Annotated in this window: 18 protein-coding genes; 13 read left to right on the forward strand and 5 right to left on the reverse strand. The window is 54.1% G+C overall.

Annotated features, from left to right (window positions below; translation table 11 throughout):
• Positions 1-107 precede the first annotated feature (107 nt).
• The 3 genes from ABLU67_RS09530 (at position 108) to nfsB (ending at position 1,829) form a co-directional block, all read left to right on the forward strand.
• Complete coding sequence (locus ABLU67_RS09530; RefSeq protein ID WP_004848568.1) at positions 108-689, forward strand: TetR/AcrR family transcriptional regulator; 582 nt, start codon at positions 108-110, stop codon at positions 687-689.
• Positions 689-1,057 (forward strand): MmcQ/YjbR family DNA-binding protein, encoded by a 369-nt coding sequence (locus ABLU67_RS09535; protein WP_014228308.1) that lies wholly within the window; start codon positions 689-691, stop codon positions 1,055-1,057. The genes ABLU67_RS09530 and ABLU67_RS09535 overlap by 1 nt, the downstream gene beginning before the upstream one ends.
• Before the next feature lie 118 nt (positions 1,058-1,175).
• The gene (gene nfsB, locus ABLU67_RS09540) at positions 1,176-1,829 is read left to right on the forward strand and encodes an oxygen-insensitive NAD(P)H nitroreductase (protein WP_316548872.1); all 654 of its coding nucleotides are present in this window, start codon (positions 1,176-1,178) and stop codon (positions 1,827-1,829) included.
• A gap of 260 nt (positions 1,830-2,089) precedes the next feature.
• Here nfsB and ABLU67_RS09545 read toward each other — a convergent pair whose 3' ends face one another.
• On the reverse strand, positions 2,090-2,956 hold the full coding sequence (locus tag ABLU67_RS09545; protein ID WP_064378271.1) for a helix-turn-helix transcriptional regulator: 867 nt from the start codon (positions 2,954-2,956) through the stop codon (positions 2,090-2,092).
• A gap of 109 nt (positions 2,957-3,065) precedes the next feature.
• Between ABLU67_RS09545 and ABLU67_RS09550 the strand changes: the two genes are divergently transcribed.
• Positions 3,066-4,493: an MFS transporter gene (locus ABLU67_RS09550; protein WP_200913795.1), complete on the forward strand. Its 1,428-nt coding sequence runs from the start codon at positions 3,066-3,068 to the stop codon at positions 4,491-4,493.
• Positions 4,494-4,570: 77 nt separating this feature from the next.
• The gene (locus ABLU67_RS09555; protein ID WP_014837733.1) at positions 4,571-5,815 is read left to right on the forward strand and encodes a mechanosensitive ion channel family protein; all 1,245 of its coding nucleotides are present in this window, start codon (positions 4,571-4,573) and stop codon (positions 5,813-5,815) included.
• A 5-nt stretch (positions 5,816-5,820) separates the two neighbouring features.
• On the opposite strand, the gene ABLU67_RS09560 is transcribed toward ABLU67_RS09555, so the two are convergent.
• Positions 5,821-6,801, reverse strand: a complete 981-nt coding sequence (locus tag ABLU67_RS09560; protein ID WP_014228283.1) for a LacI family DNA-binding transcriptional regulator — start codon at positions 6,799-6,801, stop codon at positions 5,821-5,823.
• A gap of 211 nt (positions 6,802-7,012) precedes the next feature.
• On the opposite strand from ABLU67_RS09560, the gene ABLU67_RS09565 reads away from it, so the two are divergent.
• The 7 genes from ABLU67_RS09565 to ABLU67_RS09595 all read left to right on the forward strand — a co-directional run bounded on the left by ABLU67_RS09565 (position 7,013) and on the right by ABLU67_RS09595 (position 14,945).
• Positions 7,013-7,411, forward strand: a complete 399-nt coding sequence (locus tag ABLU67_RS09565; RefSeq protein WP_025107080.1) for an NUDIX domain-containing protein — start codon at positions 7,013-7,015, stop codon at positions 7,409-7,411.
• 675 nt (positions 7,412-8,086) lie between these two features.
• Positions 8,087-8,704, forward strand: coding sequence for a LuxR C-terminal-related transcriptional regulator (locus ABLU67_RS09570; RefSeq protein ID WP_025107081.1), 618 nt, complete (start codon positions 8,087-8,089; stop codon positions 8,702-8,704).
• Between the two features lie 70 nt (positions 8,705-8,774).
• Positions 8,775-9,353, forward strand: coding sequence for a common pilus major fimbrillin subunit EcpA (locus ABLU67_RS09575; RefSeq protein WP_004111140.1), 579 nt, complete (start codon positions 8,775-8,777; stop codon positions 9,351-9,353).
• A gap of 64 nt (positions 9,354-9,417) precedes the next feature.
• Positions 9,418-10,095 (forward strand): hypothetical protein, encoded by a 678-nt coding sequence (locus tag ABLU67_RS09580; protein ID WP_025107082.1) that lies wholly within the window; start codon positions 9,418-9,420, stop codon positions 10,093-10,095.
• A gap of 8 nt (positions 10,096-10,103) precedes the next feature.
• The gene (locus ABLU67_RS09585; protein WP_025107083.1) at positions 10,104-12,641 is read left to right on the forward strand and encodes a TcfC E-set like domain-containing protein; all 2,538 of its coding nucleotides are present in this window, start codon (positions 10,104-10,106) and stop codon (positions 12,639-12,641) included.
• Complete coding sequence (locus tag ABLU67_RS09590; protein ID WP_025107084.1) at positions 12,631-14,265, forward strand: hypothetical protein; 1,635 nt, start codon at positions 12,631-12,633, stop codon at positions 14,263-14,265. The genes ABLU67_RS09585 and ABLU67_RS09590 overlap by 11 nt, the downstream gene beginning before the upstream one ends.
• A complete protein-coding gene (locus ABLU67_RS09595; protein WP_025107085.1) occupies positions 14,262-14,945 on the forward strand; it encodes a fimbria/pilus periplasmic chaperone in 684 nt (227 codons plus the stop codon). Before ABLU67_RS09590 ends, ABLU67_RS09595 begins: the two co-directional genes overlap by 4 nt.
• Here the strand turns inward: ABLU67_RS09595 and ABLU67_RS09600 are convergent, their stop codons facing one another.
• Positions 14,946-15,587: a LuxR C-terminal-related transcriptional regulator gene (locus tag ABLU67_RS09600; protein WP_025107086.1), complete on the reverse strand. Its 642-nt coding sequence runs from the start codon at positions 15,585-15,587 to the stop codon at positions 14,946-14,948.
• 600 nt (positions 15,588-16,187) lie between these two features.
• Here ABLU67_RS09600 and ABLU67_RS09605 point away from each other — a divergent pair.
• Positions 16,188-16,604 carry an Exc2 family lipoprotein gene (locus ABLU67_RS09605; RefSeq protein ID WP_014228272.1) on the forward strand — a complete coding sequence of 139 codons (417 nt, stop codon included), beginning with the start codon at positions 16,188-16,190 and terminating at the stop codon, positions 16,602-16,604.
• A gap of 37 nt (positions 16,605-16,641) precedes the next feature.
• Here the strand turns inward: ABLU67_RS09605 and ABLU67_RS09610 are convergent, their stop codons facing one another.
• The gene (locus ABLU67_RS09610; protein ID WP_025107087.1) at positions 16,642-17,793 is read right to left on the reverse strand and encodes a Gfo/Idh/MocA family oxidoreductase; all 1,152 of its coding nucleotides are present in this window, start codon (positions 17,791-17,793) and stop codon (positions 16,642-16,644) included.
• Positions 17,793-18,818 (reverse strand): sugar phosphate isomerase/epimerase, encoded by a 1,026-nt coding sequence (locus ABLU67_RS09615; RefSeq protein WP_064378339.1) that lies wholly within the window; start codon positions 18,816-18,818, stop codon positions 17,793-17,795. Before ABLU67_RS09615 ends, ABLU67_RS09610 begins: the two co-directional genes overlap by 1 nt.
• Positions 18,819-18,833 lie beyond the last annotated feature (15 nt).

Genomic DNA, 18,833 nt, shown 5'->3' on the forward strand with positions numbered 1-18,833 from the left:
GAAGCTGAAAGTCGTCAAGACGATTTTCAAATTTTGACAGACAGCGTTGCAGCGCCCATGCCGGGCGTGCTTAGATCGTGGTTTTATTATGAGTGAGGTAAAGTGTAGTGGCTCGTCCTAAGAGTGAAGATAAAAAGCAAGCGTTACTGGAGGCCGCAACCGCCGCCTTTGCCCAATCGGGAATCGCCGCCTCAACCTCCGCCATCGCCCGCAGCGCCGGGGTTGCCGAGGGTACGCTGTTTCGCTACTTTGCCACCAAGGACGATTTGCTCAACGAGCTTTATCTGACCATAAAAGCAGACCTGGTTCAGACAATGATAGCGGGTCTCAACCCGAACGAAACCCGGCCAAAAGAGAACACGCGCAATATCTGGAATAGCTATATCGGCTGGGGCGTACGTAACCCCATGGAGCATAAAGCGATTCGCCGGATGGCGCTGAGTGAACGGATCACCGACGAAACCCGCAACCGCGTCCAGGAGATGTTTCCCGAGCTCAATGAACTGTGCCAGCGCTCAATCAAACCCGTTTTTCAATCCGACGAGTACCGTACCTTCGGCGATGCGTTGTTTCTTTCGCTGGCCGAAACCACCATTGAATACGCCAGCCACGAGCCGGAGCGCGCCGTCCGTTTTGTCGAGCTGGGCTTTGAAGCCATGTGGCAGGCCCTTGCCGAGGACAATAGCTGATGGATCACCGCTCGCTGCATGACAACGCGCATCGTATCGCGCTGGAGCTCCCCTTTACCGAGCACTGCTGGCCATTTGGCCCGGAGTACGATGTGTTTAAAGTCGGCGGGAAGATTTTTATGCTCACCGCGACGGTACGCGGCCGCGCGCTGGTCAACCTGAAGTGCGATCCGCAAAAATCGCTGCTTCATCAGGCGATTTATCGCAGCATCGAGCCCGGCTATCACATGAACAAAAAGCACTGGATCACCGTAGTTCCCGGCGAGGACATCAGCGTGGATCTGCTGGCGGAGCTGATCGATGATTCGTGGAATCTGATCGTCGATAAACTCAGCAAAAAAGAGCAGCAGCGCCTACGTCCGGGTTGATTTTCAGCGCTGCGCGATAAGTGTTATCGCATTTTTGCCCCTTATCATTTGCCCGCCATCGCTGTACTCTTCCTTCACGAAACGCACCCGCAAGGGGTTGTAAACAGTGAGGAAGAGTATGGATATCGTATCGGTTGCCTTAAAGCGCTACTCCACCAAGGCATTTGACGCCACCAAAAAGCTAACTGCCGAGCAGGCGGAAAACCTGAAAACGCTGCTGCAGTACAGCCCGTCAAGCACCAACTCCCAGCCGTGGCACTTTATCGTTGCCAGCAGCGATGAAGGCAAAGCGCGCGTTGCCAAAGCGGCGAGCGGCACCTACGTGTTTAACGAACGTAAAATTCTCGATGCCTCCCACGTGGTGGTGTTCTGCGCCAAAACCGCAATGGACGACGCCTGGCTTGAGCGCGTGGTGAACCAGGAAGAGGCCGATGGCCGCTTCGCAAACGCCGACGCCAAAGCCGCGAACCATAAAGGCCGCACCTTCTTTGCCGATATGCACCGCAAAGAGCTGCACGACGACGATCGGTGGATGGCGAAGCAGGTTTATCTCAACGTCGGCAACTTCCTGCTGGGCGTGGCGGCAATGGGCCTGGACGCCGTGCCGATTGAAGGCGTCGATTTCGCGATTCTCGATGCCGAATTCGACCTGAAAGCCCAGGGCTACACCAGCCTGGTGGTGGTGCCGGTCGGCCATCATAGCGTCGAAGACTTCAACGCTACGCTGCCGAAATCACGCCTGCCGCAGGCGACGACCATTACCGAGATTTAATTCTCTGCTTTTCTTTTACGTCAGGATGATCCCCGGATTGCGGCTGTCGCCTTATCCGGGCTACAAAATTACACACTGTGGGAACCCGTAGCCCGGGTAAGGCGCGTCAAGCGCCGCCCCCGGGGATAGCCCGCAGTATTTTGCAGCCAGGATACCTCCACGTGCCAGATGCGCTCCGCATAGCGGCCAATGACCGCCAGGCGTTGAGCGTACGCTGAATAATGCGCTGCTCTTTTCGGGTCACGTTCATAAGCATTCCGTTAGTGTGTGTGCAGCCACGTCAGCGCCCGCTCGCCCGTTTCATCCATCGGCAAATAGACCAGCAGGCGCGAACCGTTGCGCGGGGCCGAGTACCAGTACATCTGCTGCAGGCTGAAGCGTCCGAGCTGCGGATGGTTAAAGTGTTTCACCTGATTTTCCACCCCGCGCACCTCATAGCGCTGATGCCATAGCGCCTCGAACTCCGCCGACGCGGCGAAAAAACGCGCCAGCTTATTCTCCCACAGCGGATCGCCGCGGTGCTCCGCCATCGCCGCGCGGAAATAGGAGACAAACGTCGCCAGCACGTCGCGATTCTCGATGCGGCTGCGCCAGGTTTCATTGGTCAGATACAGATAAATGCAGTTGCGATCCTCTTCCGGAATGGTGGCGAAATCGATGCCCATCAGGCGGCAGAAGCTGTCGTTCCAGGCCACAATATCGAAGCTCGGCTTCTGAATACTGGCGGGCTGCGGCATCAGGCTATCGAGCATCCGCCGGGTGCCCGGGCTGATGCCTTCGCATACCGTGACCTGCGCAGCTTCCGGCGGCGTCAGTCCGGCCAGGACAAACAGATGTCGGGTCTCCAGCGGGCTGCACTGCAGCGCGTTCGCCACCGACACCAGCACGGCCTCGGACGGATTCACTTCCCGCCCCTGCTCCAGCCAGGTGTACCAGGTGACGCCGACCTCCGCCAGCATCGCCACCTCTTCCCGCCGCAGGCCCGGCGTGCGCCGCCGGCCAACGCGCGGCAACCCCAGGCGCTGCGGATCGAGGCTCTCACGCCGGGCGCGCAGAAACGCACCCAGCTGTTTACGGCCGTCATCGGGCGCGGCGATCGTCGATTCACGTTGCGGCATGGTCGTCATAAAACCTCCAGCATGGTAGTGCCAATACCAGTATAAGCAGGAACTGGTACCCGTTTAATTTATCGGTGATGCTACGGCCATCCGCTGAATGACGCAATGGAGAGATCCGATGAATTCGTCTGCTGTTTCACCCGGCCGCGCCGGTTTATTCCTTCTGTTGACCGGCCAGATGCTGCCGTTGATCGACACCTCGATCGCCAACGTCGCGCTGGACTCCATCACCCAGTCGCTGAACGCCAGCGCCACCCAGCTGGAGCTGATCGTCGCGCTGTACGGCGTCGCCTTTGCCGTTTGCCTGGCGATGGGCAGCAAGCTTGGCGATAACTATGGCCGCCGCCGTCTGTTTATGTGGGGCGTGGCGATTTTTGGCGTCGCCTCCCTGCTGTGCGGGATGGCGAACTCCATCACCACGCTGCTGGCGGCGCGCGCGGTCCAGGGCGCCGGCGCGGCCCTGATCGTGCCGCAGATTCTCGCTACGCTGCATATCACCCTCAAAGGCACCGCCCACGCCCGGGCCATCAGCCTCTACGGCGGCATTGGCGGAATCGCCTTTATCGTCGGTCAGATGGGCGGCGGCTGGCTGGTCTCGGCGGATATCGCCGGTTTAGGCTGGCGAAATGCCTTCTTTATTAACGTGCCGATCTGCCTGCTGGTGCTGGCCTTCAGCCCGCGATACGTCCCGGAGACCCGGCGCGAAGCGCATTCGCGCATCGACTGGCAGGGCACCTTCAGCCTTGCGCTAATCCTCTGCTGCCTGCTGTTTCCGATGGCGCTGGGGCCGGAGCTGCACTGGCCGTGGACGCTGCAGCTGATGTTAGCTGCGGTGCTGCCGCTGCTGGTCTGGATGCGGGCCAGCGCGCTGAGCAAACAGCAGCGCGGCGAGCAGCCGCTATTGCCGCCTCGCCTGCTGAAGCTCACCAGCATTCGCTTTGGCATGGCCATCGCCCTGCTCTTTTTCAGCGCCTGGTCCGGGTTTATGTTCTGCATGGCGCTGACCATGCAGGCCGGTCTGGGGATGGCGCCGTGGCAGTCCGGCAACAGCTTTATCGCGCTCGGCGTGGCCTACTTCATCTCCGCGCTGTACGCGCCGAAGCTGATTGCCCGCTACAGCATGGGGCGCATTTTGCTGACCGGCCTGTCGGTGCAGATTGTCGGCCTGCTGCTGCTGAGCGCGACCTTTTATCGCCTTGGTATCCACACCACCACCCTGGCGCTGGTCCCCTCCACGGCGCTTATCGGCTACGGGCAGGCGCTGATCGTCAACAGCTTTTACCGTATCGGGATGCGCGATATCAGCGCCTGCGACGCCGGGGCCGGGAGCGCGATTCTCAGCACTCTGCAGCAGGCGACGCTGGGCCTGGGCCCGGCAATTCTCGGGTCGCTATTCTTAACCCTTGCCCAGCGCAGCGGCGGCGACTATCCGCGGGCACTGATCGATTTCCTGGCGGTGGAAGTGGTGATGATGCTGGTACTGGGCGCCATCGCGCTGTGGCTACGCCATCACCTTAACGTCCGTCCGGCGGTAGCGACCCCATAATTCACAACGGCGTAACCTGCGATTTGCATAATAGACATCCAGCGGTCATGATAACCGCTGGATGTAAAGGAGACGTTATGCAGGAATTCATATCGCAAATCGCCGCATTAGGCATCAAAATTACCCCCACCACCTCACTCATTATTATCTTCGGCATTATTTTTCTGACGGCGATTGTCGTTCATCTTATTCTGCACAAAGTGGTGCTGCGCACTTTCGAAAAGCGGGCGAAAGCCAGCAGCCACCTGTGGCTGCAAATTATTACCCAGAACAAACTGTTTCATCGTCTGGCCTTCACCCTGCAGGGGATTATCGTCAACGTGCAGGCGGTGTTGTGGCTGCAAAAAGGCAGCGAGGCCGCGGAAATACTCACCACCTGCGCGCAGCTGTGGGTGATGATCTACGCGATGCTGTCCTTCTTTTCGCTGCTGGACGTGGTGTTCAATTTATCGCAGAAATTCGCCACCGCTTCTCAGCTGCCGCTTAAAGGGATATTTCAGGGTATTAAGCTGGTCTGCGCGATTATTGTCGGCATTCTGGTTATCTCCTTACTGATTGGCCAGTCGCCGGCGATTCTGATTAGCGGACTCGGCGCGATGGCCGCGGTACTGATGCTGGTATTCAAAGATCCTATTCTTGGCCTGGTGGCGGGAATTCAGCTCTCCGCCAACGATATGCTCAAGCTCGGCGACTGGCTGGAGATGCCAAAATATGGCGCCGATGGCGCGGTGATTGACATCGGCCTGACCACGGTGAAGGTGCGCAACTGGGATAACACCATCACCACCATTCCAACCTGGTCGCTGGTTTCCGACTCGTTTAAAAACTGGAGCGGTATGTCGGCATCCGGCGGTCGCCGCATTAAGCGCAGCCTGAATATCGATACCACCAGCATTCATTTTCTTGATGAACAGGAGCAGCAGCGCTTAATTCAGGCCAGGCTGCTGAAGCCGTATATGGATTCACGTCATCAGGAAATCAGCCTGTGGAACCAGCAGAACGCCGCCGATCAATCGATATTGAATCAGCGCAGGATGACCAATATCGGTACCTTCCGCGCCTATTTGCAGGAGTATTTGCGTAATCATCCGCGCATCCGCAAAGATATGACGCTGATGGTGCGCCAGCTGGCGCCGGACGCCAGCGGCCTGCCGATTGAGATTTACTGCTTCACCAACACCGTGGTATGGGCGGAATATGAAAGCATTCAGGCGGATATATTCGATCACGTTTATGCCGTGGTTGACGAATTCGGCCTGCGGATCCATCAGTCCCCTACCGGTAACGACATTCGTTCGCTGGCGGGCGCGGTGTCTCAGTAATATCCTCAGGCACTGGCGCGGGAAATGACGCGCCAGTCCATCATCACCCGCTCGACCGCGGCGTCGGGATTGTCGATTCTTTTCATCAGCAGCGTGACCGCCGTACGGCCAATCTCGCGCGAAGGCTGTTCCACGGTGGTCAGCTGCGGCGATACCACTTCAGCCAGTTCGGTGCCATCAAAACCGACCACCGCAATATCTTCCGGCACCCGCATTCCGGCCTGAGCAATAGCCCGCAGCGCGCCCGCCGCCAGCGAATCAGAGACGGCAAACACCGCGTCCGGCTGCTCTTCCTGCGCCAGCAGCGTCTCCATCGCCTGTTTACCGGCCGCGGCGCTCAGATCGCTGGCGTAGATCACCTGTTGATACGCCAGTTCGCGAACGTGCAGAACGCTTTTATAGCCGCGCTCGCGCAGGCGCGAGTAGCGATAGCTGAGATCGTGGTTGATTAAAGCAATGCGTTTACGCCCGCCGTCAACCAGCCGGGAAACGGCGCCCTGCGCCGCGTCGACGTCGTTGATGCCGACGCAGGAGATGCTGCCGTTATCGGCATATTCCGCGCACTGAACCCAGGGCGCGTCGCCGATCATGGTGGTGAGTTCCGGCAGGCTGGAGAGCGCGTTCATGGTGATGATGCCGTCGACCATTTTGCCGGAGAGCAGCTGCAGCCCCGAGGTTGAACGGGCTAAATCCGAACCTGAATTACACAGCAGGATCCGGTAGCCGTTCTTTTCCGCCTCTTCTTCAATGCCCTTGACCACCTCGGCGCAAAAGGGGTTGGCGATATTAGAGACCATCACCAGAATCATATTGCTGCGGGCCGTTCGCAGCTGGCGGGCCAGCAGATTAGGCTGGTAGTTACTCTCTTTGATCGCCTGCAGCACACGTTCGCGATTCTTCGCTTTAACGGTATCGCTGTTATTCAATACCCGCGATACCGTCGCCACCGAGACGCCCGCCAGGCGAGCGATTTTCTGAATTGACATAGAGGCTGCACTTCCCGCATAGACGTTATATTTCGCAGGCTATCATAAATGAGCCCCGCCTGCGCCGTCAGCAGGTTTTGCGAGAATCGACGGGATTGATTAGCACGTTAAGGTCGCTATCATGATAGCGTCGGCGTTGTTTCGCGAGAGATGAAACGTACGCCGGCCGTTGAACATCATCGGCATATAACTGGGGTATCTCTTGAACACAATAAAAAATATTCATATCGCGGCGGCAGTGATCGCCGACGGTCAAGGACGCTGTCTTTTAGTACGCAAACGAGGGACTGAGTACTTTATGCAGCCCGGTGGAAAACCTGAAATCGGGGAAGCCCCGGAAGCGGCGCTGATCCGCGAGCTCGAAGAGGAGCTCAACTTCATCGTCTCACCTGAAGAACTGGTCCCGTTAGGCCGCTTCACCGATACGGCGGCAAACGAGCCGGGCCATACGGTCTCGGCGGATATCTTTCAGATAGCCACCAACAGAGCGAGCTTTACACCGACGGCAGAAATAGAAGAAGTTATCTGGTATACGCCGGGCCAGGATCGGCATATTAAGCTTGCTCCTCTTACCGAGAATCACCTGCTTCCTCTGCTGAAAGGGGCGTAAGCGCCCGGGGCGCATCGAAAGTATTGGCTCATTTGTCTGCACATTCACGCTGCCATCGTCCCGGTGGCGCTACGGCGGCCTGCAGGCAGAGCCCGTTCAGGCTGCAGCGCCCCGTCTCCCCGAGAAGCATTTGTCCGCTTCTTCCGGTTAAGATTTAGCACATCCTTCTGATTCGCTCCTTTTCAAGCGCCGACGCGTTTTAGTTCTTAAAAACGCCCTGTTTTGTACGCCAGATCATATTTCGCCAGACGGTCCTTTCCCCCATAATCCAAAATATCGCAACTTTCCCTTACAAAAAACAGGTGATTACAGAATAAACACCATAAAATAAAACAAAACAAGAACACAAAATTAACAAACAGCGATGAGATAGCATTTTTTTTGACTTATTGTGCTGTTTTTTTTTAACCAATTCTCCCCCATTCAGCGAGAAAATTCCTGGTCACCATGGATAATTCTTAAAGGGCTATCGACATAAAATCCTGCCACTTAAGATTTTTCTTATTCAGAATAGTAGGTTAGTATCAATCCAGTCAATTTCAGCCCTTAAGAATTTACACATTTTTCATCTATATAACTCTCCAGAAATTAAAGTTGTCACATTTATTAACTAGCCATAATATAGCCACATCATTGAACGATAGGGTAATACAATATAGGGAAATAAATCGACATATGGCTCCGCAGAAATATGAGAAGGTATACTGCATAAGCTGTCAGTATCAATGCGAAATCTATCCACGACCTACGATAAAATCGATTAACTGCATTGAAACCCGCTATTGCGTATGGCCCGATAAAAACATCTATTTAAAAAATGGTGTGCATTGTTTTTTAATTAACAAGCACTACAACTTCTCTAATTCCGGCTTTATATTTGTTGATTTTTCTCGCTACAACATCAGATTATTCACCAATGATAAATGGATTGAATATTTGATCAAAACAGGGTTGCGGATAGTGTTGATTGCCGACAGGTTAGCGCAGCCGCTGGCGCTGTTCTGGAAACACCGCTGTCAGCAGATAGTTTCGATTATCAACACCAGCGATACCCGAGACGAGATTGAAAAGAAAATACAGCTTTCGTTTCTCGGTCAAAGAGATGGTCGAGGTTACCGCCAAAAACTCAGCGACCAGGAAGTGCTGGTTCTCGATCTTTTACTCGCAGAAAAGTCGGTTAAGCAAATAGCCAACGAATTGCAGATGGCAGAAAAAAGGATCTACGCAATCAAGCTCAGCTTGCAGAATAAGATGGGAGGCAGAGGGAAGTTAAACATTATTCTATCTGGATAAAGTCATTATCAGTATTTGTAGCAATAACTCCATAAATGGAACTAACTTAATTATTCTCAGGAAATTTAAAATGAAAAAAATCGTATTAGCGGGTGTTGTGGCTGCGGCTCTTATCTCTTCCAACGCAATGGCTGACGTGACCACTTCCGCCACTGCAAGCTGGGATGCAAGCGCAACTAAAGACACCACCAGCGCGCTGGTTGTCACTCCGCTGAAATCCCTGAACTTCCAGTACGCTGAAGGGATTGAAGCGTTTAACGCCCAGAAAGGCGCTTTTGACATCACCATCCAGGGCCAGTCTGGCGCGACCGACTTCACGCTGACCTCTCAGATCGTCAGCAACACCCTGAGCCGTACCACTGATGCCTCTACTCTGGCGGTCGGTGTGAGCTGGAACGGCAACGCGCTGAACAAAACCACCCCGGTAACGATGATTGATACCGCCAACAACATCTCCGCGGGTCTGGATGCGCTGGCTGTCGCTACCGCCTTCGCAGGCGCCGATCGCGTCAGCACTCAGGGTTCCTTCGATTTCACTGTCGACTCCGCGACTTCTGACGGCAGCACCGCCGCTGAGTTCAAAGATTTAACCGACGGTTACTGGAGCGGCGACGTTCGCGTTCAGTTCAACGCGGTCTGGACTATCTAATCAGGTGTAGCCAACACCTGTCCGGTATGACAAGGAGGCTTCGGCCTCCTTATAAGGATGCGCCATGAAACTGAATCCATTATTACTCTCTCTCTTCTTATTCACCGTGACGCCCTCCTCCCATGCAATTAATGTCGGAGACGTCACCTCAATAATGGGGCCGGATGCCTCGACTCTGGCAAAAGAAATCATTAATACCACCGATACGGCGCGTTACGTTAGCGTCAGCGTGGAGCGTATTTCATCGCCTATGGCCGGCGGCACGGTTATCCCGATGGCGAGCAGATCGGAATTATTATCAACGCCAGCCAGCCTGATATTACCCGGAAATGCCAAAGAGAACTTTCGTTTTTTTTACAAAGGACCTCAGGACAACCAGGAACGTTATTACCGCATATCCTGGACCGATGAGCCTGTGACCGAGTTCGAAGCCAGTAAAAAGAAAAAACAGGGTGAGGCAACGACCTCTGCCATTATTGGTACCATTCTGGTGGTCGCGCCGCGTGAAGAAAGATTTGACTATCGTCGCGATAATGACACGGTGACCAATACCGGCAACGCTTCATTCCGCGTTATCTCCTACGGGCCCTGTCGTGATAAAGCGAAGGATGAGGGTCAAGGCTGCCGTGAACGCTATTATGTCATGCCTGGTGTCAGCGTAAAAATAAAGCATACCGATCTCACCAACAAAAAAACGCGAATTGGAATATGGCACGGTGAGCAATATATAAATGTAAACTGAGTAACATTATGGATAATCTTGGTTATGTCAAAGGGACGTTGTTCGCTGGGTTATTGCTTACGGTAAACCAGGGTTGGGCAGCTAATGCTACAGCGCCAGTTAAAGTCAGTAACTATGTTATTCCTTCGGTATTTGCTAACGCGTTATATCAGGGCATGTCGGTCCCTGTTTTTATTCGTTATGAAGGCGATAATAGTACCCAACGCAGCCAGCAAAAAATCGCTGATGCCATCCTTACCATCAAGGATAATGAGTTTCGCCTGAACCAGATCACCCTCAGCGATCTCCCTGAGCGAACTGAACTATCGCCGCAAATAAAATCGCTGATTAACGAGATGCAGGACAAAAGCATCGGCGACGGTCAGCGCGTTTATATCAACAAAGACGCCTCGTTATCACTCGATACGCGTTCATTTTATCTTGAATTGACGGTTAACCGGGAGGCCATGCAGGCCGCTATTTTGCCGCGTACCAACGTACTTGGAGAATCCACTGCGCAGGACCTCTCCAGCGTACTGAATTACTCCATGGGAAGCTATTACAACAAATATGAGAATACCGATAGCGCAAGTAGCTACCTGACGCTGGACAATACCTGGTCGCTGCGCGAGCACCATCTGAACTTCAACGGTTCTCTGTACGGTATTGGTACCAGCAACCAGCAGAGCAAACTGTATCGCTCGATGTACGAACGTGACTATCAGGGGCGCCGCCTGGCGATGGGGATGGTGGATACCTGGAATCTGCAATCGATCGCCAGCATGAGCGCCCTGAACTCCAGCCGCATTTACGGCATCAGCTATGGCAATAAAAGCAGTTCACAAACGCAAGATAACACGCTTGCTCTGGTGCCCGTAACGGTGTTCCTGCCGGCCGCCGGTGAAGTACACGTTTACCGTGACGGTAAACTGCTCAGCATTCAAAACTTCTCCATGGGCAGCTACGAACTGGATACGTCGCGCCTGCCGTTTGGCATCTACAACGTTGATATACAGGTGGTCGTTAACGGGCGCGTGGTCAGCAGCCGGACGGCGAACATCAATAAAACGTTCGCCCGAAAATCGAGCGTCACCGGCGATCTCTCATGGCAAACCTTCGCGGGCAGCCTCGAATACAACAAGATGGACTATCGCCACAACTACAACATCAATTATGGCACACGGAATACGTGGATTGCCGGGGTCGCCGCTGCAACCAACCAATCCTGGCTTTCCGGCGTGAATCTGAAAACCACGCTCTACGGTTTTGACAATAACGGCGTCAATGAAACGGAAGCGAACGTTATTTTCAACAACTCGTTCAGCTTTAACCAGCAGGGGCTGCTCGCTACCGACGGCAGCTGGCAGAGTACCTCCACCTTCAATATGAGTTTACCGGATGGGTACGGCAGCCTGTGGGGGTCGCGCCAGTATGGTTCTATCGGTAACGCGCTGCCCATGCAGCAGAACGACTACTTTACCGTAGGCGCTAACGCTAACCTGCGCAAAATAGCGCCGTTCCTCGGTACGCTGAGCGTCAGCCGAACCAATAATAAATATACCGGAAGCACCTATACCAACGTCGATTACGATCAATCGCTGTTAGCCAATCGCTATGCGACGATTTCTCTGCGCGCCGGTATTCAGAATTATCAGTACAACAACCACGAAAATCTGCGCGATAAGTACGTCAATATTGATATCTCTATCCCCTTCTCTACCTGGCTTAGCACCGGGGTGTCCAGCCAGAACGGTAATATGCTGGCTAACGCCACGCTGCGAAAGAGCTTCGACAACAGCGCCATTACCCAGGTGGGGGCATCGGTTTCGAAACAAATTAAACAGAATAAAAATGACGATAGCAGCTATCGCGCCGACGATTACGCAACCAATGGTTACGTCAGCTATGACACCAAATATAACGCCGGCACCGTCTCCGTCAGCCGCTCATCGCAGCACAGCTCAAACTACAGCCTGAGCTCACAGGGCAGCGTGGCCTGGACGCAAAAAAATATCTATGCCGGAAAAGGTACCCAAACCGCAGGCCTGGTGGTTAACACCAATTTCAGCGGCAAGGGCCGGATGATGGCGCAGATCAACGGTCAAAGCTATCCCCTCACCGGCAAAAGCAACTTCATCAGCCTTCCGCCTTACGCGGAATATAAGGTGGAGCTGATGAACGACAAAAACTCAGAAGACAGCGTCGACATCGTTACCGACCGCCGCAGCAAAGTCGTGCTCTATCCGGGCAACGTCAGCGTGATTAATCCGGAAGTCAAACAGCTGGTCACCGTATTTGGCCGGGTGAAAGACCGTCGCGGCGGTTACTACGCCAACGCCGATATTCATAACCACATTGGTAAAACCCGAACCGACGAACTCGGTGAGTTCGCCATGGACGTCGATAAGCGTTATCCAGTGATTACCCTGGTCGATAAATTCGGCGGCATTTGCGAAGTGGATCTGGATCTGAATGAAGCGAAAGGCGCCGTGTGGGTCGGGGAGATTCCTTGTGAGATCCAACAACAAACGGCATCAGTGACTGGAGATGTTAAGAATGTCTATTAAACCCCAGAGCATCATGCTGCTGGCCGGCTGGCTGCTGGCCGCGCCGGCTATGGCGCTCACCCCCAGCAACAGCGGAAGCGGCAGCAACTCCTATATGTTTATCGACAATGATGTCGATGACGAATATTTCATCACCACCAGCTCCCTCGACCCGCGCTTCACCGGAGCCAACGTCTGGACAAAATATCCGACTAACCAGCGTAGCCTGGGATATATAACCTACGTAGGCTGGGCTTACGCCAACCGCTACTTCGACCTGTGGATCGAGAATTCGCCCATTAACCAGCCGTTTCTCGGGATCCGCTGCATGTCTACGGGCGCAAACTGCCCGGCGTCTGGCTATATTTCTCCCGATGTCATCGATAAAGACGGCTACTATCACGCGATGTCCGGCAACACCGTAGCAAACGGTTATTACGGCGCCGGCGCGCTGAGCCAGTCGGCCTATGAGTATTTTCGCGATCGGCCGGTAGGGACCATCGATTCTTTGCAGCTTAATCTTTGCTACATGAATACCAATACCGATTATGACTTTGCCTCCGGCGTTCGCTGTAAAGATCTCCCCAGCGGGGGAACATGGCGCTACTACACGTTCAACCTCGAAAAGGTCTCGCATCTGAAGTTAAACAGTACCGGTGCTATGGCTGAAGTGTGGATTGCCAGCGATGGCACGCCAAGCGTTAACCTCGGCTCTGAATTATGCCAGATGGGCGAGGCCGGAAGCGGTTCGTCGAGAGCTTCGGGAATCATCTGTAAAATGGTGTCTTACAATTTACAGGAGACCAAAGTACTCACCTCCAGCCTTGATATCCGGATGCTCATTGATACGGCAATGTTGGGATTCTCTCCTTCCGCATCGGAAGTAAGGTTCAGCGGTGATGGGGCAACCTGGTACAACTACAGTAGCACTACCGTCGACTATAACCAGGTTTTCACACCGTCAGGTAACTACGTCTACGTGTTCCTGTCCAACGCCTTTTTCCAAAAAGTCCTCAAGGCGGGAACGGATTTAACCAACAAGGATTCTCTGTTTACCTTCTATTTTGATAACGCCGTCACCACACAATCGGGTTATTATCAGTTCACGCCATCAACATTAATTAACCTCATCCCGCGGGAATACGGCATCAGCATTGTCGCCAGCGACGGGCATTCGCATCCACAAGCATCCGGCAAGATCGGTAGCGAAGAGCCCATCACCTTTGAGTATAAAGTCACCACCTCCGCATCGCGTCAGGCCGATAGCATCACCGCCCAGGTCATCGGCGACTCCATCAACATGTATGGTCTGCCGTACTGCCTGTTTACCTCAGCGGACGAGACGCTAAAAGTGCCTGTCCCGGCCTACCTCGAATGGACGTCCGCTACCGGTAAAGCGGTAAAAGTCCGCAACAGCTGCGGCGAAGATCCTGTCGATATGACCAATGCCGCCTGGGTTCAGACGGCCTGGAACGCCAACGTTAACGATGGTTTCTTTTTTACCACCACGCTGAAACTGCTGTTTCCGATGGATGACCCGCATTCACAGTTCACCACCAATGGCCATGACTGGATGGGTGTCGTCAACGCTACCGGAGATGTGAAAGTGACCGCCACCTGGATTGGCGTCGATCGGGGGGTATGATGAAAAAAATCCTTGTCATCGGATTATGCGGGCTGTGGATGCCGCCCGCGTCTGCGGTGTACTTTGACTCTATTATCTATGATATGGATGCCAGTAAAGATTTTATCTCCCGGCCAATAGTCAATGATACAAAAAACAACAATTTGTATACCATATCGGCTTATAAAATCTCCCGACCGGGCAGCGGAGATGAAAGACCCGTTCCAGGCCAGGATAAAGATCTGGTCTGGTCGCCGCTGAAGTTCACGGTACAGGCGAATGGCCAGGAATATTTTAAACTCTATTATCGCGGGCCTAAAGATGCCGTTGAGAGATATTATCGGGTAATTTTTAAGGAAACCCCGGTTACGATTTTCCCCTGGCGTCAGGACCAGAAACAAATGGATGTCGTTCCCTCAGTGTCTATGAGCACCATACTCATCGTGCGCCCGCGTAAAACGCAGTTCAAGTATGAGATAAACGAAGAAACAGGCACTATTAAAAATACCGGTAACACCTTTTTTAGAGTTGTTATCCAGAAAGGATGCAATGGTGATGATGAAAGTTCGACGCAATTTTACATGCTGCCAGGGGAAAGCTGGAAAGATCCTAAGGCTCAATACGGTAATAAAAAATTTATTGTCGCACTGGGTAAATACCATCGCTTAGGAAGCAGCTGCTTTACCGATGCCTCTGACTAATCACTGCCGATCCAGAGCGGGTATGTTATGCCTGAAGCGCAGCTCGCGCAGGCGATTGAGTCCGCCGAACTTCTTGCATAAAGAGTATTGAAAGCGGTAGACGCTGCGGGTATCGCACGCCATGATGCGGGCGATATCCTGGCTGGAATGCCCGTCCGCCAGCAGGCGCAGCGTCTTCATTTCATGCTCCGTCAGCGACGGTGTGCGCCGGCAGCGAAGATTTCGCCCCAGCATGATGCGTTTTATTTTCTTGATTAAGCTGCTTAAGCTATCGTTGACTTCCACCACCGACCATAATAATCCGGAGCGCAGCATCCAAAAATTAGCCATGGGCAGCATGCTCTTATCCGCGAGTAAAATAACTTTCAGCCCGGTCTCCTGCAGTTTTTCAGCCCACTCCTCATGCAGAAAATACAAAATATTGTCGAGGGAGAAATCCACCACCACCATTCCTTCAGGCAAAAAACAGGTAATTTCACGAAAAACCAAATCATTCACCGCTCGCTTAAAAAAATAGTTTTTATCTGGCCATACAGAAAACTTCCTCTCTCCGCAAAGGGATCGCTCCATTTTATCTTCCGCTTCAATAGGGCAGTTTAAACCACACGCCATACATTTAATCTCATGGTTACCTGCCGGCATTACGCTTACCTCTTGAGTGGCTAAAAAATATTTTCAAAAAGATACATATGGAATATCAAACATACTATAAACAAAAATTATTGCCGCTATTATATTTACTATAACCATAGAAAACAAAAGACTAATTTATAATTCCAGACCTTCGGAAAAATAACGTTAACACCTTTCATTAAATATTTTAATAGAACCATCATATAATTTAACTATATCATATATAGCAAAACATCGCTGCCTGATTCCCTTACTCGAAGCGAGCATACAATTTTGTGACTTAATTTATCATCACGCGATGCATAATATTCGCAGGCAATCGTCATTCTCTGGCTCCGGTGGGCAGTGGCCCACTCGCCGCCGCCGGAAATGCCTCCGCCAGCCAGTCGATAAATACGCGCAGTCGATATTGCCGCTGATAAGGTCCGAGGGGCTGTCAGCAACCACCAGACTACGTTGATGGCGGGCTGGCGCAGAACTAAAAAATGCTGCCTGAAGACCCTTGGATTCATGGGTCTTCAGGTGCTACCGTATAGACATAATTAGCCGTTTTGTTCTGTAGCCGAATGATCGGTATACCTGTTCTAATAATTATGGATGATGATATCAATGAAACTAAAAATAGCGTTTATCGCGCTCGGCTGTTCGCTTGCCGCCCTTTCCGGCTGTACCTCCTCAAAATCGTCCCCGGAACGCCACGCTTACTATTTTGTCTCACACCGCAGCGATTTCGTCGGCGGTAACTTCGTTAGTAACCGTCAGGAAAACTACCGCTTAAATCTGCCGAACTTTACCGACATCTATGCCCGCGGCCAGCAGGACAGAAAGTCGGGGATGAGCGAAAGCGACGCCCGCCGTACCGCCGACGCAATCAGGCAGCAGGTGGCAGAGGGCACAAAAACCCAGCACGCATTTACCGGCAACGTCAGCGATAAATGGGATAACGAAATGGAAAATAAAGACGCCGTGCTGTTCGGTAATGAACTGGCCGGAACGTATCTCGACGGCTATTTTGGCGTGAAATAACCCAGCGGGTGCGCGAAATGCGCACCGCGCCTTCGGCTTATCTTTCCACCTTCACCCAGCGCTGCTGCTGATGGCTTTTCACTATCGCCGCAATGATGTACATCACATCCGCCCCCTCGTAGAACGAGGCGAAACGCCGTGACGATGCCGGCGGCATCTCACCGGTGCGCACCGCCTGATAAAAGCTCAGCATCATATTTTTAAACGCATCGGGCCAGCCTTCATTATGCCCGCCGGGGAAGTGGGCGCTGGCGGCGGCCTCGCCGAGCATCAGGCTCGGATCGTCGCTCAGCAGCTGGTTTGGCCCCTGGCGATGGCCAATCCACAGCCGCTGTGGCATTTCCTGATCCCAGGCCAGCGAACAGCGGCTGCCGCCGATCTCCACCGTCAGGCCGTTTTTTCTCCCGGCGCTGACCTGCGAAACGATAAAGCTCCCTTTGCTGCCATCGTCGAAGCGAAACAGGACCGACCCCAAATCTTCGGTATCGACGGGCCGCGCTTCATACGCGATATCATCGCGATGCTGGCTGAACGTCGCGTCGCCGGCCACGGGCGCCTGGCGCGTCGGCCAGACGATGGAGAGGTCCGCCATCACCTCCACAATGCGTCGGCCGGTCATAAACTGCACCGTATCGCACCAGTGGGAACCAATGTCGGCCATCGCCCGCGAGGCCCCGCCCTGCGCCGAATCCACCCGCCAGTTATAGTCGGTCTCCAGCAGCATCCAGTCCTGCAAATAGCTGCCGTGCACCGCAAACAGCCTCCCGACATCGCCGTTGCGCATCATCGCCGCCGCCTGCTGCACCATGGCAAACTGGCGATAAACAAAGCTGACGCCATGAATCACCCCGGCGCTTTCCGCCAGCGCCACCAGCTCACGGGCCTCCTCCGCGGTCATGCAGAGAGGCTTTTCTGAAAAGACGTGCAGTCCGGCGGAGAGGATCTGTCGGTTAATCCGCGCATGCAGATGGTTCGGCGTACAGTTATGCACCACCTGTAGCCCGGGATGCGCCAGCAGCGCCTCAACGCTACCGTAGGCGTGCGCCACGTTGAGCTGGCGCGCCTTCTGCTGCGCCATCTCCAGCGAACCGTCGCACAGCGCCACCACCTCGATGTCGCCCACCCGGCGCAGCGCTTCCAGATGCGCCGGCCCGATAAATCCGGAGCCAATAATGCCGACCTGAATCATTATTCCTCCTCCTTGCCTGCGGCGAAATCGTCAAACGCCCGCCCGGAGACCGGGATGATATGGCGGCGGATAAACTCGCTGCCTTCGCGCGCGCCGACCTCCGCGTCCTTCAGGCAGCACTCCCACTCCAGCACCGCCCAGCCGTCAAAATCATACTCGGTGAGCTTGCTGAAAATCGTTTTGAAATCGATCTGCCCATCGCCCAGCGAACGAAAACGCCCCGCCCGCTGCTGCCAGTTCTGATAGCCGCCGTAGACCCCGCTGCGCCCGTCGCGGCGGAATTCGGCATCTTTGACGTGAAACGCTTTGATTCGCGAATGATAGATATCGATATACGCCAGGTAGTCCATCTGCTGAAGATGAAGGTGGCTGGGGTCATAGAGCATATTGCAGCGCGGATGGTTATCGACCCGCTGCAAGAAACGCTCGAAGGTCACGCCGTCATGCAGGTCTTCGCCGGGATGGATTTCGTAGCAGACATCCACGCCCTGTTCGTCAAAAACGTCCAGCAGCGGTCGCCAGCGCCGGGCCAGTTCATCGAAGGCCTCATCGAGAAGCGGCTGATTATGCGGCGGCCACGGATAAAAATAAGGCCACGCCAGCGCCCCGGAAAAGGTGGCATGCGCCTTCAGCCCCAGACGCGCCGAGGCCACCGCCGCCTGGCGCACTTTCTCTACCGCCCACTGCTGGCGCGCCTGCGGGTTACCGCGCAGCGCGGCGGGCGCAAACGCGTCAAAGGCCGTATCATAAGCCGGATGAACGGCCACCAGCTGCCCCTCAAGATGGGTGGACAGCTCGCCGATCGCCAGGCCCTGTTCCGCCAGGATGCCGCTCACCTCATCGCAGTAGGTCTGGCTCGCGGCGGCGCGTTCAACGTCGAAAATCGCCGGATGGTTACAGGGGATCTGCAGTGCCTGATAGCCCAAACCGGCGGCCCACTGCGCCAGGCCCTCCAGGGTATTAAACGGCGCCTGCGCGCCGATAAACTGCGCCAGGAAAATGCCCGGTCCTTTGATTGTTTTCATACCACCTCCTGAAAA

The sequence above is a fragment of the Klebsiella sp. GN_Kp190 genome (assembly GCF_040061795.1).
GTDB classification, from domain to species: domain Bacteria; phylum Pseudomonadota; class Gammaproteobacteria; order Enterobacterales; family Enterobacteriaceae; genus Klebsiella; species Klebsiella michiganensis.